This window comes from Micromonospora sp. NPDC051543 (assembly GCF_044454415.1).
In the GTDB taxonomy this organism is placed as follows: Bacteria; Actinomycetota; Actinomycetes; order Mycobacteriales; family Micromonosporaceae; genus Micromonospora.
The window spans coordinates 245,177-259,097 of record NZ_JBITDT010000010.1 but is presented as its reverse complement, the minus strand read 5'-3'; the positions used below and the strand labels follow the sequence as shown (position 1 = coordinate 259,097).

General features: G+C 71.5%; 11 protein-coding genes. 6 read left to right on the top strand and 5 right to left on the bottom strand.

The window, feature by feature from the left end; genetic code table 11:
• The first annotated feature begins 39 nt into the window (after positions 1–39).
• Positions 40–972 carry an aminoglycoside phosphotransferase family protein gene (locus ACIA3K_RS20340; protein WP_396802839.1) on the top strand — a complete coding sequence of 311 codons (933 nt, stop codon included), beginning with the start codon at positions 40–42 and terminating at the stop codon, positions 970–972.
• A gap of 32 nt (positions 973–1,004) precedes the next feature.
• Here ACIA3K_RS20340 and ACIA3K_RS20335 read toward each other — a convergent pair whose 3' ends face one another.
• From ACIA3K_RS20335 to ACIA3K_RS20325, 3 genes are all read right to left on the bottom strand, one after another.
• Entirely contained in the window at positions 1,005–3,323 is a 2,319-nt protein-coding gene (locus tag ACIA3K_RS20335) for an ATP-binding protein (protein ID WP_396802838.1), read from the bottom strand.
• An 86-nt stretch (positions 3,324–3,409) separates the two neighbouring features.
• The gene (locus tag ACIA3K_RS20330; protein ID WP_396802836.1) at positions 3,410–4,096 is read right to left on the bottom strand and encodes a Type 1 glutamine amidotransferase-like domain-containing protein; all 687 of its coding nucleotides are present in this window, start codon (positions 4,094–4,096) and stop codon (positions 3,410–3,412) included.
• Positions 4,097–4,188: 92 nt separating this feature from the next.
• Positions 4,189–5,043 carry a hypothetical protein gene (locus tag ACIA3K_RS20325; protein ID WP_396802834.1) on the bottom strand — a complete coding sequence of 285 codons (855 nt, stop codon included), beginning with the start codon at positions 5,041–5,043 and terminating at the stop codon, positions 4,189–4,191.
• Positions 5,044–5,228: 185 nt separating this feature from the next.
• Between ACIA3K_RS20325 and ACIA3K_RS20320 the strand changes: the two genes are divergently transcribed.
• From ACIA3K_RS20320 to ACIA3K_RS20305, 4 genes are all read left to right on the top strand, one after another.
• Positions 5,229–8,084, top strand: a complete 2,856-nt coding sequence (locus ACIA3K_RS20320; protein WP_396802833.1) for a BTAD domain-containing putative transcriptional regulator — start codon at positions 5,229–5,231, stop codon at positions 8,082–8,084.
• Between the two features lie 116 nt (positions 8,085–8,200).
• A complete protein-coding gene (locus tag ACIA3K_RS20315) occupies positions 8,201–8,434 on the top strand; it encodes a holin (protein WP_396802831.1) in 234 nt (77 codons plus the stop codon).
• Positions 8,435–8,591: 157 nt separating this feature from the next.
• A complete protein-coding gene (locus ACIA3K_RS20310; RefSeq protein ID WP_396802829.1) occupies positions 8,592–10,832 on the top strand; it encodes a glycoside hydrolase family 44 protein in 2,241 nt (746 codons plus the stop codon).
• Positions 10,833–10,992: 160 nt separating this feature from the next.
• On the top strand, positions 10,993–11,892 hold the full coding sequence (locus tag ACIA3K_RS20305) for a hypothetical protein (protein WP_396802828.1): 900 nt from the start codon (positions 10,993–10,995) through the stop codon (positions 11,890–11,892).
• Positions 11,893–11,952: 60 nt separating this feature from the next.
• Here ACIA3K_RS20305 and ACIA3K_RS20300 read toward each other — a convergent pair whose 3' ends face one another.
• Positions 11,953–12,756: a hypothetical protein gene (locus ACIA3K_RS20300; protein WP_396802826.1), complete on the bottom strand. Its 804-nt coding sequence runs from the start codon at positions 12,754–12,756 to the stop codon at positions 11,953–11,955.
• Between the two features lie 86 nt (positions 12,757–12,842).
• Between ACIA3K_RS20300 and ACIA3K_RS20295 the strand changes: the two genes are divergently transcribed.
• Complete coding sequence (locus ACIA3K_RS20295; RefSeq protein WP_396802825.1) at positions 12,843–13,265, top strand: winged helix-turn-helix transcriptional regulator; 423 nt, start codon at positions 12,843–12,845, stop codon at positions 13,263–13,265.
• Positions 13,266–13,284: 19 nt separating this feature from the next.
• Here ACIA3K_RS20295 and ACIA3K_RS20290 read toward each other — a convergent pair whose 3' ends face one another.
• Positions 13,285–13,917, bottom strand: a complete 633-nt coding sequence (locus ACIA3K_RS20290) for a hypothetical protein (RefSeq protein WP_396802823.1) — start codon at positions 13,915–13,917, stop codon at positions 13,285–13,287.
• Between the last annotated feature and the right edge of the window lie 4 nt (positions 13,918–13,921).

Genomic DNA, 13,921 nt, shown 5'->3' with positions numbered 1-13,921 from the left:
GGCTCAGCCGCCTCGATAACCTGCCGAAGGATGATTGTCGTGCCAGCCACTCCCCTGTCGCCGGATGTGCCGATGCACGAGGGCCAGCTCACGGTCTCACTCGACGTCGTGCGGGAGCTGGTGGACACGCAGTTCCCCGAGTGGCGGGGCCTGGCTCTCCAGCGCGTCGCCTCGCAGGGAACGGTCAATGCCATCGTTCGTGTCGGGGACCGCTTCACGGCTCGATTTCCCCTCCAGCCTCACCAGGTCGACGTGGCACAGGCCTGGCTGGAACGCGAAGCGGAAGCGGCCCGAGAGCTGTTGGGCCGTACGCGATTTCCCACTCCGGAGCCGGTCGCCATCGGTGAACCGGGTGCCGGCTACCCGCTTCCCTGGTCGGTCCAGACGTGGATACCCGGAGTCGTTGCCACCGATGCGGACCCCGGGGACTCGGTCGCGTTCGCGCACGACCTCGCCGAGTTCGTCGACGGCGTACGAGCCATCGGCACACGTGGCCGCACGTTCACCGGCCAGGGTCGCGGTGGCGAGCTACCCGCACACGACGGCTACCTGGAGGACTGCTTCCGGCGCAGCGAAACGTTGCTGGACGTCCCCCCGCTCCGCCGGTTCTGGGAAGTGATGAGGGAACTGCCGCGGGGCGAGGCCCCGGACACGCTGAACCACGGCGATCTCATACCCGGAAACGTCCTGGTCTCCGACGGGCGGCTGGCCGGGGTTCTGGACGTGGGTGGGCTGGGCCCGGCCGATCCTGCCCTCGACCTCGTCGGCGCCTGGCACCTGCTGGAACGGGCGCCACGCCAGGTGTTCCGGAAGCGACTCGACTGTGACGATCTCGAGTGGGAGCGCGGTAGGGCGTGGGCCTTCCAGCAGGCGATGGGACTCGTCTGGTACTACCACCGGACCAACCCGACGATGAGTCTGATCGGCCGACGCACCCTCGCGCGCATCAGTGCCGACCCACCGGCAGCCTGAGCGGGGCGTACGGCAGGCATCCACGGCATCGGTCAGGTCTGCCGGGGCGAGTCCAACGCCGACAGGGAATCCCCGGCCTCGGCGGCGAGCTTTCCGTTGCCCAGTCTCTCGTACTCGTCGATCGCGGCCCGGAACGCCTGGGCCGCCTCGTCCCTACGCCCCTGGGCCACGAGCGCCGATCCGAGGGCCTGGTACGCCGCGCCCACCCCGGCGCCGTGCCGGATTCGCAGGAAGATCTCCAGCATGGTACGGAAGTCCTCTTCGGCGTCCCGGTGCCGTTCGTCCTCCACGGCGAGCCAACCGCGCTCGTGGAGGCAGTATCCGCGGAGGAACTCGTCGTTCAGCCGGTCGGCGATGCCGAAGGCCCGCCTCGTCAGGGCGGACGCCTCCGCCTGGTGGCCGGCGAGTTTGTGCCCGGCGGCCAACCCCAGGACCACGTAGCCGTGCAAGGCCGTCTCCGGCGCCGGGAGGAGCGCTGCCGCCCGTTCCAGCGTGGGGATGCTGCGCTCGGGACGACGGAGGGTGTTGTAGAGAACGCCCAGGGCGGAGCGAACCTCGATCTCCTCCTCGACCGCGTGCGATCGTTGGAACAGTCGCAGTGCCCGGAGCAGCTGCCCTTCCGCCTCATCCGAACGGCCGTGCGCCCGCAGCGCCTCGCCCAGCCGGCGCGTGGTCTGCGCCAGCTCTGTCGGATCGCCCAGTCGCTCGGCGACCGAGACCGCCTCCCGGGCGGTGGTCAGCTCACGCTCGACCTCGCCGGCCAGTCCATGGGAGTGCGAGATCCAGCGCAGCGCCCGCACCGTCCTGCGGTCATCGACCACCGCCTCCGCCACCGACCGCCAGAGCTGTAGCCGGTAGACGTGGTCGTCGGCCGCGGTCAACAGCGGGTGCACCGCCTCCACCAGCGTCCACGCCTGGTCGATGAGTCCCTCCGCCACGCAGGTGCGCAGCACGGCGAGGATGTTCTCGCGTTCGTCCGAGATGTCGCGCCCGGACGCCGCCAGGTCGCGCAGCCACTCCACCTGCCGGAGCAGACAGGCGGCACGGTCGTCGGGGGTCTCGGTGCGGTCGAGCATCTCCCCCGCGAACAACCGCAGGAGGTCGTGCAACCGATAACTCGTCGGTGTCGGCGCCTCGATCAGGAACGCGTCCACCAGCCGGTCCAGAGCGGCCCGCACCAGCGGCAGATCAAGACCGCACCGACGGGCCGCGGACTCGACACCGAACAACACACCCGGATGTGCCCCGGCACGCCGGAACACCAGCCGGTCCACGTCGCGCAACTCGTCGTACGTGGACTGGAAGGTCGACCTGATCGCCCGGTCGCCCAGCCGCAGCTCGTCGAGCCGACGGCTCTCGTCCGCCAGGCGGTCGGCGAGGGCGGACGGAGCCCAGTTGGGTCGGGCCCGGAGCCGCGCTCCGACGATGCGCAGCGCAAGCGGTAGCCCCGCACAGATCTCGACCAGCCGTCGTGCACCCGAAGGGTCGGCCGCGGCCCGGTCCGCGCCGATCGTGACGGTCAGCAGTTCGAGTGCCTGCCCCGGCGGCAACGCGTCGAGGGTCAGGACCGCTCCCGGTAGTTCGGCGATCAGCCGGCGACTCGTGACCAGGGTGAGGCAACCCGCGCCCGCCGGGATCAGCGGGAGCACCTGCGCCGCGTCGACGGCATCGTCGAGCAGGACCAGGAGTCGTCGGTCGGCAACCACCGACCGGAAACGCACCGAGAGTTCCTCGATGGTGCCCCGCCGCTCCTGCGCGTCGCGGCCGACCGCGCGGAGCATCCGGATCAGCGCGTCCTGCGGCTGCGTGGGAGCGGCGCTGGCGCCGTTGAGGGGCACGAACAGCTGACCGTCCGGGAAATGCTCGCGGACCCCGTGGGCGTACGCCAGGGCGAGCGCGGACTTACCCGTACCTCCCGCCGCGGAGATGACGACCACCTGGGCCCCGGCCCCGACCAGCTCCTCGACAGCGGCCAGCTCCACATCGCGGCCGACCAGTCGGGGCGCGACGGGAAGCTCACCCGGAGGAACCGCGTCGTCCCTCGGCGGGGAAACGGGTGACGCCGAAGGCTCGCCGCCTGGTCCCAGCCGGTGTTGCCACAGGGCGAGACCTACCCCGGTGAAGGTCAGGACGGCGACCGTGGGCCAGGCCAGCCACCCGTACGCCGCGACCGGCTCGGGCAGGTCGCCGCCGGTCGCGACGTTGACCACGACAGCCAGCACGACGGACAGCAGACTCGACACGGTCACCAGAAGCAGCGCCACGTGCCGGCCCGGACCGCGCCCTGCGTCTCCGGTGCCACGACGCCGGCCACTCCGTGCGGCCATCGACACCCAGAGTTGGCTCGGCATGCGGCCATGATGCCAGTACCGCTGAACGCGGAAGCTCCCGTGCGAACGCCTAGCCCGGTTCAGTCGCGTCCACCCCGCGACACCGGTCAGGGGTTGAGCAGTCTCCAGTGGCCTTCGGAGATGACGTCGACGGCCCCGTCGACCACCGTGATGGCGGTGTCGTCGTCGATGGCGTAGGTCGGGACCGGAATGCCGGCCGCCCACTTCTCGATGGCGGACAGTGTGGTGTCCGGCATGTCCGGATGATCGAGGTGGGGATAGAGCGTGAAGTCCACCAGGCCCAGCGCCCGGTCGGCGCCCTGCGCCATGTCACTGCCGTCCGGAACGAATTGACTGTCGAACTCGGCGTCGCAGTTGTACGGGGTGACCGCGATGCTCCCGGCGCTGACCCCCACGTAGACCGTGTCACTCAGCGACGGCAGCAGGTCGGCCAGGCCCGACTGGCGCAGCCAGTAGGTCAGGTACAGCACGTCTCCGCCCCAGACGAGGAGGGCGTCGGCCTCCCGGACCGCCGGGACCCAGTTCTCCTGCCGGATGGTCGGCAGCGCCGTGAGTTCCAACATCCCCAGGGACTTCCAACCCAGTTGGGTCAGCGGGATCGAAGCATGGCCGTGGACCGCCTTCCACGCTTTCTCGGCCCCACCAGGGAAGGGATGAACGCCGGTCGGGATGAACAGGGCCGTGGACTCGGCGATCGGCTTGCCCAGCAGGTCGACGAGCGCGTCGGAGATGCTCGGGTTACTGATGCCCCCCGACGTGAGAAGGAACTTCATGACATCCGCCCTCCTGGTCGTCAGCTGACAACGATCATATTGCCCACGAGGCCCGGCGACCGGGGCCGCCAGTGGCGGCCCCGGTCGGCGAATCAGCTCCCGCAGATGCCGTACCCGTTGAGACTCCACGAGCCGGCGAAGCCGTCGGCGTCCTCGTCCGCCCGTACCCGAACGGTGTTCCCCCCGGTGATGTTGATCGCGGTCAGCAGCACCTGGCCGTTGCCGGCGTTGATGTCGGCGCCCGCGCTGTAGAGGCCCTTGTCGGCCGGGCACGTCTTGACGGCGTGGTCCGACGAGTTGCTCGCGCTCGTCCCGGTCAACGCGACCCGCTCCAGCCCGGCCGGCCCGTTGGCGCAGACCGCGATCGAGGTGGCGCTCCAGCCGGCCGGCGAGGTGCCCTGCACCGCGACCGCCCGGACGGTCACCGACGTCAGGTCGAACGACGGCACGACCTGGTCGAGCACCACGTCACCCTGGCCGTTGTTGACCCGCCCACCCATGCCGATGACCTTCTTCGTCCCGCAGCTCGCCGTGACGTACTCCGTTCCGACCGCTCCGGTCGTGGCCACGACCTGGTATCCGGCGGGCGTGGTGGCGCACTGGGCGACGGCCTGCAACCCCCAGTCGCCGGCGAAGTTGGCCGGGCCCGCCTCCCGCATGGTCACGAAGAACCCGGTGCCGTTCGCCAGCGGCTCCAACCGGTCCAGCCCGACCCGCCCGTCGGCCGACGAACCGGCGGTGAGGAAGCCTCCGCCGCCGGTGACCACCTTGCCGGCCGGGCAGGACGCGAGCGCCGACTTGTCCGCGCTGCTCTCGGCCGCCGAATGGGTGACCGTCTCCAACCCGGCCGGCACCGCCCAGGCCGGCGCAGCCCAGGCCATGCCCGCCACCACGGCAGCCGTCGACACAACTGCCGTCAGCACGCCCCGTCCCCTGGTTACCCGCATGTCGCTCTCCTTGTCCACATTGGCCGGACGAGCCGGCCCGCCTCCCCCCGGACCTGCGGATCCGGCGGCTGAGGAGAGCCTGGGCGAGGCCGCTTGGCGTCCGCTATCCGACCGCTTGGCGCCGGTCGCACCGGTCCCGCCGTCCATAGACTGTGGTCGTCCCATCACGACTGACGAGGAAAGCCATGCGGTGGTCAGTCCTCGGCCCCGTCCAGGTGACCGCCGGCGGGCGCGTCCTCCCCATCGACCGCCCCCAGCAACGCGCGGTGCTCGCGCTGCTGCTCCTCAACGCGGACCGGTTGGTGCCTCTCGGGCACGTCGTGTCGGCGCTCTGGGCCGACGACCCGCCGGCCAGCGCCCGGACGCAGGTGCAGGTCTGCGTCTCCCGGATCCGGGCGGCCCTACGCGAGGCGGGCGCGGGCGACCTGCTGGCGACGCAGGGCGGCGGCTACCGGCTCACCGTGGGCGGGACCGAGCTGGACCTCACCGAGTTCACCGTGGCGGTCGAGCGGGCCCGCGTCGAGGAGACAGCCGGCCGGCGCGCCGAGGCGGCGCGGCTGCTGCGGGACGGCCTGGCGCTGTGGCAGGGGCCAGCGCTGGCCGGCGCGGCTGGCGCCTTCGTCGACGCCGCCGCCGCCGGACTGGACGAGCAGCGGCTGCTCGCGTACGAGCGGCTCGCCGCCGTGGAACTCGGTCTCGGCCGGTACGCCGCGACCGCGCACACCCTGCGCCCCCTGGTGGTCGAGCATCCGCTCCGGGAGCCGCTGGTGGCCGGTTACCTGCTCGCCCTTGCCGGCTGCGGCCAACAGGCCGCCGCGCTGCGGCTCTACGCCGAGACCCGCCGCCGTCTCGTCGACGAGTTGGGCGTCGACCCCGGCCCCGAACTGAGCGAGGCCCACCTGCGGGTGCTGCGGGGGCAGACGACGGCCGAGCCCGCACCTGCGGGGCCCGCCGGTCCTACTCCGGCGCAGCTTCCCGGCGACCCCGCCTGGTTCACCGGCCGCGCCGCGGCGCTGCGCCAACTGGACGCGCTGCTGCCCGCCGACGCGGCGCGGGCCGCCCGGGACGGCGGCCAGGACGATCCCGGCCGGGCGGTGGTCATCTCCGCGATCGCCGGCACGGCAGGGGTTGGCAAGACCACCCTCGCGGTGCGCTGGGCCCACCAGGTCGCGCACCGCTACCCGGATGGACAGCTCTACGTCAACCTGCGCGGATTCGACCTCGACGGACGGGCCGTGTCGCCGGGCGAGGCGCTGCGCGGCTTCCTGGAGGCGCTGCACGTGCCGCCTCAGCGCGTACCCACCGACCTGCCCGGACAGGCCGCCCTGTTCCGGACGCTGCTCGCCCACCGCCGGGTCCTGGTGCTGCTCGACAATGCCCGCGACGACGAGCAGGTACGGCCCCTGTTGCCGGGATCCCCGGGCAGCCTGGTCGTGGTGACCAGCCGTAACCGGCTCACCGGCCTGGTGGTCAACGCCGGAGCCCACCCGGTGACGCTGGACCTGCTCGCACCGGCCGAGGCGCGGGAGCTGCTGATCGCCCGGCTCGGTCGCGGCCGTGCCCGGCGCGAAGAGACGGCGTTGGACGAGATCGTCCGATGCTGCGCCGGCCTGCCGTTGGCCCTGGCCGTCGTCGCGGCCCGCGCGGTCGGGCAACCGGACGTGCCGCTGGCGGTGCTCGCGAGCGAACTGCGGGACAGCGGCCCGGACCGGCTCAGCCCACTGGCCACCGGCGACCCGATGACCGACGTGCGGGCGGTCTTCTCCTGGTCGTACCGGGCCCTGGACGCCGACTCGGCCCGGTTGTTCCGACTGCTCGGGCTGCATCCCGGCCCCGACGCCGGGCGGACGGCGGTGGCCAGCCTCGCCGGTCTGCCGCCGGCTCGGGTCGGCCCGCTGCTGGCCGACCTCACCCGCGCGAACCTGCTCAGCGAGCGCACCGCGGGCCGGTACGCGATGCACGACCTGCTGCGCGCGTACGCCGCGGAGCTGTGCCACGACACCGACCCCTCGGTCGAGCGGGAGGCCGCCCGACGCCGCCTGTTCGACCACTACCTGCACGCCTCGCACGCGGCCGACCACCTGCTCGACCCGTACCGGTTGGCGCGGCCGGCCGCGCTGCCGCCGCCGGCGACGGGAGTGACGGTGGGCGCCCGCCCGGAGCACGCGTGGGCGACCGCGTGGTTCGCCGCCGAGCACCACGTCCTGCTGGCGTGTGTGGAACAGGCGGCGTCCGCCGGCCTGGACCGGCACGCGTGGACGCTGGCGGCGGCCCTCACCACGTACCTCGATCGCAGCGGGCACTGGCCGGAGCTTGCCGCCGCCCAGCGGAGCGCGCTGGCGGCGGCGCGGCGTCGGGGTGATCTGGCCGGTCAGGCCCTGGCGCACCGCGGCCTCGCCATCGCCTGCACCTGGTCGGGCGATCACGAGGCGGCGCACCGGCACTACCGACGCGACCTGGAGCTGTACCGCGAGCTGGGCGACGACACCGGACGGGCGCACACGCACCTCGGGGTGAGCTGGGTGCTCGCCCGGCAGGGACGGCTGCGGTCGGCCCTGGACGAGACGCGACTGGCCCTCGACCTCTACCGGGCCACCGACTACCGGGTCGGGCAGGCCAAGGCGCTCAACAACCTGGGCTGGATGCACGCCCGGCTCGGCGAACCAGGGCCGGCGTTGCAGTGCTGCCAGGCGGCCCTGCGGCTGCACGAGGAGACCGGCGACCGGCACGGCGCGGCGCTGACCTGGGACAGCCTGGGGTACGTCCGACACGGCCTCGGCGACCACGACGAGGCCGCGGACTGCTACCGGCGGGCGCTGGCCCTGCACCGCGAACTCGGCGACCGGTACGACGAGGCGGAGGTGCTGGACAACCTGGGTGACAGCCTGCGGGCCGCCGGTGACCTCGACGCCGCGCGCCGGGCGTGGCGGGAGGCGCTGACGATCTTCGACGAGCTGCGCCATCCGGACGCCGACCGGCCCCGGGCCAAACTGGCCGTCCCGGCCGTCCCGGTGGCGCCCACCGGCGGTGGCGAACTCTGACCGATCCCGGCCGCCGTGAATCGACAACGACTGAAACGCGACGAGCATCAACCCCTCCTGACCAGGCATTCTTGGCTCATGGACCATTCCACGAACCTGGCTCTGGAGGTACGGACATGTTCACCACGAAGTTCTGGAAGGCCACCGCCGAACGGGCGGTGAAGAGCGCCGCGCAGGGTCTGCTCCTCTACTGGGGCGCCGACGTGGTGTTCAACGCCTGGCAGGCGGACTGGGCGGCCGCGGGTGGCATCGCGTCCGGCGCTGCGGTGCTGTCGGTGCTCACCTCGCTCGTGAGCGCGAGGGTGTCGGGCGAGGGTGACTCGCCCAGCCTCGTGGACGGCGAGCAGTAGCACCCGCCCCCGCCGGGAGCCCTTCGGCGTCGAAGGCGCTCCCGGCCGTCGAATTGACTCGGCGGCAGGAAGGCGCGACGCTGTGGCAGCGCTCCCATCGACGGGCTCCTATTCGAGAGGAATGCTCGTGCGTCCCCACAGAGTTCTACTTCCGGTCGTGCTCGCCACGGCCCTCGGCGGTCTGGCCCTGCCGGTGCCCGCCCTGGCCGCAGCCGGCCCGGCACTCGCCGTGGACACCACCACCGCCCGGCACCAGATCAGCCCGTACATATACGGCATGAACTTCGCGGACGAGGCCCTCGCCCGCGACCTGCGGCTGCCGGTAAACCGCTACGGCGGAAACGCCACCACCCGTTACAACTTCCGTGCCGACACCACCAACCGCGCGGCGGACTGGTACTTCGAGAACATCCCCAACGACAATTCGAGTCCGGAGGACCTCCCGAGGGGCTCGGAGAGCGACCGGTTCGTGCAGCGCAACAAGGCCACCGGCGCGGGCACGGTCATGACGGTGCCGCTGCTCGGCTGGATCGCCAAGGACCGGTCGCGGGCCTGCGGCTTCAGCGTCGCCAAGTACGGTCCGCAGGAGTCCACCGACCCCTGGGCGCCGGACTGCGGCAACGGCAAGAAGCCGGACGGGTCGCTGATCACCGGCAACGACCCGGAAGACACCAGCATCGCGGTCGGTCCGGAGTACGTCGCCGACTTCGTCAACCACCTCAAGGGGCAGTTCGGCGCCGCCGCCGACGGCGGCGTGCAGTTCTACAACCTGGACAACGAGCCGGACCTCTGGCAGTCCACCCACCGCGACGTCCGACCGACCGGGATGGGCTACGACGAGCTGCGCGACCGCACCTACGAGTACGCCGCCGCGATCAAGGCTGCCGACCCCGGCGCGAAGACGCTCGGTCCGGTCGGCTGGGGCCTGAACTCGATCATCTACTCGGGGCTCGACCAGGACACCTGCTCACGCACCGGCTGCTGGTCGAACCCGCCGGACAAGGCCGCGCACGGCGGCCAGGACCTCGGTCCGTGGTACCTGGACCGGATGCGCGAGTACGAGCAGCAGCACGGCACCCGCCTCCTCGACTACTTCGACGTCCACCTCTACCCGCAGCAGTCCGGCGTCTTCGGCGACGCGGCCGGCGACGCCAACACCCAGGCGCTGCGACTGCGGTCGACCCGCCAGCTCTGGGACCCGACCTACGTGGACGAGAGCTGGATCAACAGTCCGGTCCGGTTCATCCCGCGCCTGCACGAGCTGGTCGACCAGCACTACCCGGGCACGAAGATCGCGATGACCGAGTACAACTGGGGTGCCCACGGCTCGCTCAACGGCGCGCTCGCCCAGGCCGACGTCCTCGGCATCTTCGGCCGCGAAGGGCTCGACATGGCCGCCCTCTGGACCGCTCCCGCAGCCGACCAGCCGGTCGCCAACGCCTTCCGCGTCTACCGCAACTACGACGGCAACGGCGGCGCGTTCGGCGAGACCTCCGTCCAGGCGACCAGCGCCGACCAGGGCAAACTGGCCGTTTACGCCGCTGAGCGCAGCGCCGACAAGGCGCTCACCGTGGTCGTCGTCAACAAGACCGGCGACGACCTGACCAGTTCGGTCGCCCTCACCGGGGTCTCCGCCAGCACCGCCCAGGTCTACCGCTACAGCGGGGCCAACCTGGCCGGCGTCGTCCGGGAGTCCGACCAGCCGGTGAGCGCGGGTGGCCTCACGACCACCTTCCCGGCCAACTCGATCACCCACCTGGTGCTGCCGCGCGCCACCGCGCCCGGCGACACCCAGGCGCCGACCACCCCGGGCAAGCCGACCGCCGGCACGGTCACCAGCGACAGCATCGCGCTGGCCTGGACGCCGTCCACCGACGACACCGCCGTCACCGGCTACGACGTGCACCGGGTCGACAGCACCGGCACCGTGAAGGTCGGCAGCGCCACCGGCACCGCGTACACGGTGACCGGGCTGACGCCGAACACTTCGTACACCTTCGTGGTGACCGCCCGCGACGCGGCGGGGAACGTCTCGACGGCCTCGCCCGGCCTGACCGTGCGGACCTTGCCCACCGCGCCCACCGGGCGATGCACGGTCGGCTACACGGCGAACAGTTGGCCGGGCGGCTTCACCGCGACCGTGACGATCAAGAACACCGGCACCACCGCGTTCGACGGCTGGAAACTCGGCTTCGACTTCCCCACCGCCGGCCAGAAGGTCAGCCAGGGCTGGTCGGCCACCTGGAAACAGAACGGCACGAGCGTCACCGCCGACAGCATGAGCTGGAACGGCAAACTCGCCGCCGGCGCGTCCACGAGCATCGGCTTCAACGGGACGTGGAGCGGCACCAACCCGGCGCCGACCACCTTCACCCTCAACGGTCAGCGGTGCGGATGACCTGAGAGCCCAACTCCGTCAGGGGGCGCAAGGGTCCGGGGCGCAGCGTCGCCCCGGACCCCTGTGCCCCTCGATACATCACAAGTCGCCGGCACCCCTTTTGGATGGTTGAGCAGCCCGGCCTACGCTCTCGCGGGTGGGCTATTGGGGGACGGTCGTCGTGGCACGGCCAATGGGGTTGCTGGTCGACCAGGACGGCATCAGCGGGTTCGGCCACCAGCATTACTGGTTGCGTGAGCTGGGCGACGGCTGGCAGCTCGTGGAGACCAGCGGGTGGAAGGATCCGCCGGACCTCCTCGAACCGGCGGCGGCGCTGGTGGCGTCGACCGGGCATCCGGTCTTCGCCGCATACGTCAGTGACGGCGACTGCGCGGTGATGTGCGCGGCGGCAGCGGGCGTCGTCGGGCCGCTGACCCACCTGTGGGACACCAGTGGACCTTGCGGGGTGTACCGGCATCAGCCGGCCGACATGCCGGAGTCGATCGGCCGCACCGTCGACGATGTGGTGGTGGAGCTGACCGGTTGGTCGGCCGCGGCTGGTCTGCGGGCCAACGCCGCCGCACTGCGGGCGGCGCTCGCCCCCGACGAGAGCACAGCTGGGAAGTCAGCGGACGATCTGCTGTTCGACCTGATCCAAGGGCTGGGGGTGGCCCGGATCGGCCGGACGCTGCCATGGGCGTTCCCGATAAACCGTCGGCCCTTCGTACTGATCACGGACTTCATGGGCCTTGCGAGCAGAGCCCGGGAGCGGGCGGTGTACCGGCGGGACGGGGAATGGCCGGCGCAGTCGTGGGAGAGCGCCGCGTTGGAGCTTGAGGCCGAACTGTGGGCATCGCTGTACCGCCCCGACGTGGACGTGATGGCGTTGGCACACCGGGTTGTCGAGGTTCAGGCGGCGTACGACGCGACCAGTGACGACCGGGCGCAGCAAGCAGCGGTAGGCACGGATGGGTTGTACGAAACGCTCGTCGCCGGTCTCCTGGACGGCACCCTGCAACCGGACGACCCGGAGGACTCCGGCCGCAGATGGGCGGACGAACGGGCGACGGCGGTGAACTGAAGCTCATCCCGTCCGAAACGGACCGCCGGGTCCGTCGGGTCCGAGTGCGAAGTATCTGGGTCAGCGCATGGCGGCCGTGACATCCGCGGCGACAGCGAGGGGATCCGTGAGCGGTCGATCCAGCAGACGCACGAGGTCAGGGCCGGTGTCGTGGAGAAACCCGTGGCGGACACCGCTGGCGATCGAGGCGAGCATCGGCGGTTGGAACGGCAGCAGGTTGGCGTCGCCGAGCAGGCGGGCGCGGTACTCGCGGAGTTCGATTGTGCGGTGCGCGACGCCGAGACGCTCGGCGATGTCGCCGGCGGTGATCGGGGTTCCGACCAGGTCGTACACCTTTCCGGCGTGTGCGGTGGGCGCACCTGCGACGACGGCTGCGGCAGCGGCCAGGTCGGCCCGCGCCACCGCGGACAGCGCGCCGGTCCCGAACGCCGATTCCAGGCCGCCGGGGGTCCACGCGAGCAGGGCACCGAAGAGTTCGGCGTACAGCCCGTTCCGCAGGATCGTCCACGCCAGCCCGCTGGTCGTGATCATGTGCTCGGTGGCTCTGTGTGCCAGCGCGAACCCGAGATGGTCCCCGGCGCTGGTCAGGCTGGTGTACGTAACGTGGGCCACGCCGTCGCGCCCGGCGGCGTGGAGAACAGCTCGGTGACGTGCGATGACCGTGTCGTCCTCGGCGTATCCGGCCGAGACCAGGACCAGGGTCGACACGCCCCTGAGGTCGAGGGTCGCGGGATCGTCGAAGTCGAGGTGGCGCTGTCCGCCGGTGGGAGTGCGACTTCCTGCCACGGCGGGTGTCCCCCACTCGGCAAGCTGTGCGAGCGTGAGCGAGGCGAGCTGTCCGTTGGCGCCGGTCACCATGATCATTGCGGTTCGGTCTCCTGCCGTGGTTCTCTTCGGTAACTACAGGGGAGCCTGGACCCGCGCCCAGTGGCCCACAAGGAGGCAGTCTCGTGTCACCAGCGCACACCGAAGTAACCGCGGAGGCCGCCAAACTCAAACCGTGCGGACAGCCGGATCACCCGGACTGCGGCATCCGGGACGTGCTTGACCGGGTGGGCGACAAGTGGTCCGTCCTCGTGATCGTCGAGCTCGCCGCCGGGCCGCGACGCTTCCGCCAACTCCAGCGCGCCATCCACGGGATATCCCAACGCATGCTGACCCTCACGGTGCGCCGCCTGGAACGAGACGGCCTCGTCCTGCGGACCGTGTACCCGAGCGTGCCTGCCGAGGTCGACTATCGCCTCACCGAAACCGGCACCAGCCTCACCCACCTCGTCAAAGCACTCGCCGACTGGTCGCTGGCACACCGCGACGTCATCGCCGAGGCCCGTCAGGCGTACGACGGCGACCACCCCGGCAACGAGATCCGGTGACGCGCCGCCGCAGTCGTGGTCACTCCCGCAGCGGACGGCACTCGGCCGTCTCGCTGCCGGTCGGCCAGATCGCCTCCAGGTCGCGGGCCGTGGCGTAGAGCAGGTACGGCCGCAGGTCAGGGGCGTGTTCCAGGTTGCGGCGCAGCGCGTACAGGTGAGCTGACCTCGCCGCCAGGATCGGTTGGGCGGCGAGCAGGCCCCGGAGGTCACCGAACCGCCAGTCCACACCCAGCAGCTTCCTCACGCGTACCAGCAGCTCCACTCCGTCGACCGGCATGTTGCCCACGTAGACGTCGGCGGTTGGCGGCAGGTCTGTCTCCGGGTCGGCGGGCAGGGCGAATCCGGCACGCCGCCACACCTCGAAGCCGTGGGTGGCCACGACGAGATCGGCCTCGCCGAGTCCGCCCAGGTCAGCCCAGAACACCGGGCCGCCGCCGTTGTCGCACCGGAGGAAGAATCCCCGATCGCCCTCTTGGCCGATCATGAGGTAGCCCGCGAGCCACTCGCCGATTGCATAGGTCGTGTTGCGCTCCGACAGAGATGCGCGGCGGTACACGACCACCCGGTCGGCGACGACGTCCTCGGTGACCGACGACAACCATCGCTGGTAGACGGCGTCCGTCCGGGAAACGAGCTGCTCGACCATGTCCACCGCC

Bases quoted from the DNA above. Each gene is read 5' to 3' on its own strand.
- ACIA3K_RS20330 (WP_396802836.1), bottom strand. From the start codon at position 4,096: ATGAAGTTCCTTCTCACGTCGGGGGGCATCAGTAACCCGAGCATCTCC.
- ACIA3K_RS20335 (WP_396802838.1), bottom strand. From the start codon at position 3,323: ATGCCGAGCCAACTCTGGGTGTCGATGGCCGCACGGAGTGGCCGGCGT.
- ACIA3K_RS20315 (WP_396802831.1), top strand. From the start codon at position 8,201: ATGTTCACCACGAAGTTCTGGAAGGCCACCGCCGAACGGGCGGTGAAG.
- ACIA3K_RS20320 (WP_396802833.1), top strand. From the start codon at position 5,229: ATGCGGTGGTCAGTCCTCGGCCCCGTCCAGGTGACCGCCGGCGGGCGC.
- ACIA3K_RS20300 (WP_396802826.1), bottom strand. From the start codon at position 12,756: ATGATCATGGTGACCGGCGCCAACGGACAGCTCGCCTCGCTCACGCTC.
- ACIA3K_RS20325 (WP_396802834.1), bottom strand. From the start codon at position 5,043: ATGCGGGTAACCAGGGGACGGGGCGTGCTGACGGCAGTTGTGTCGACG.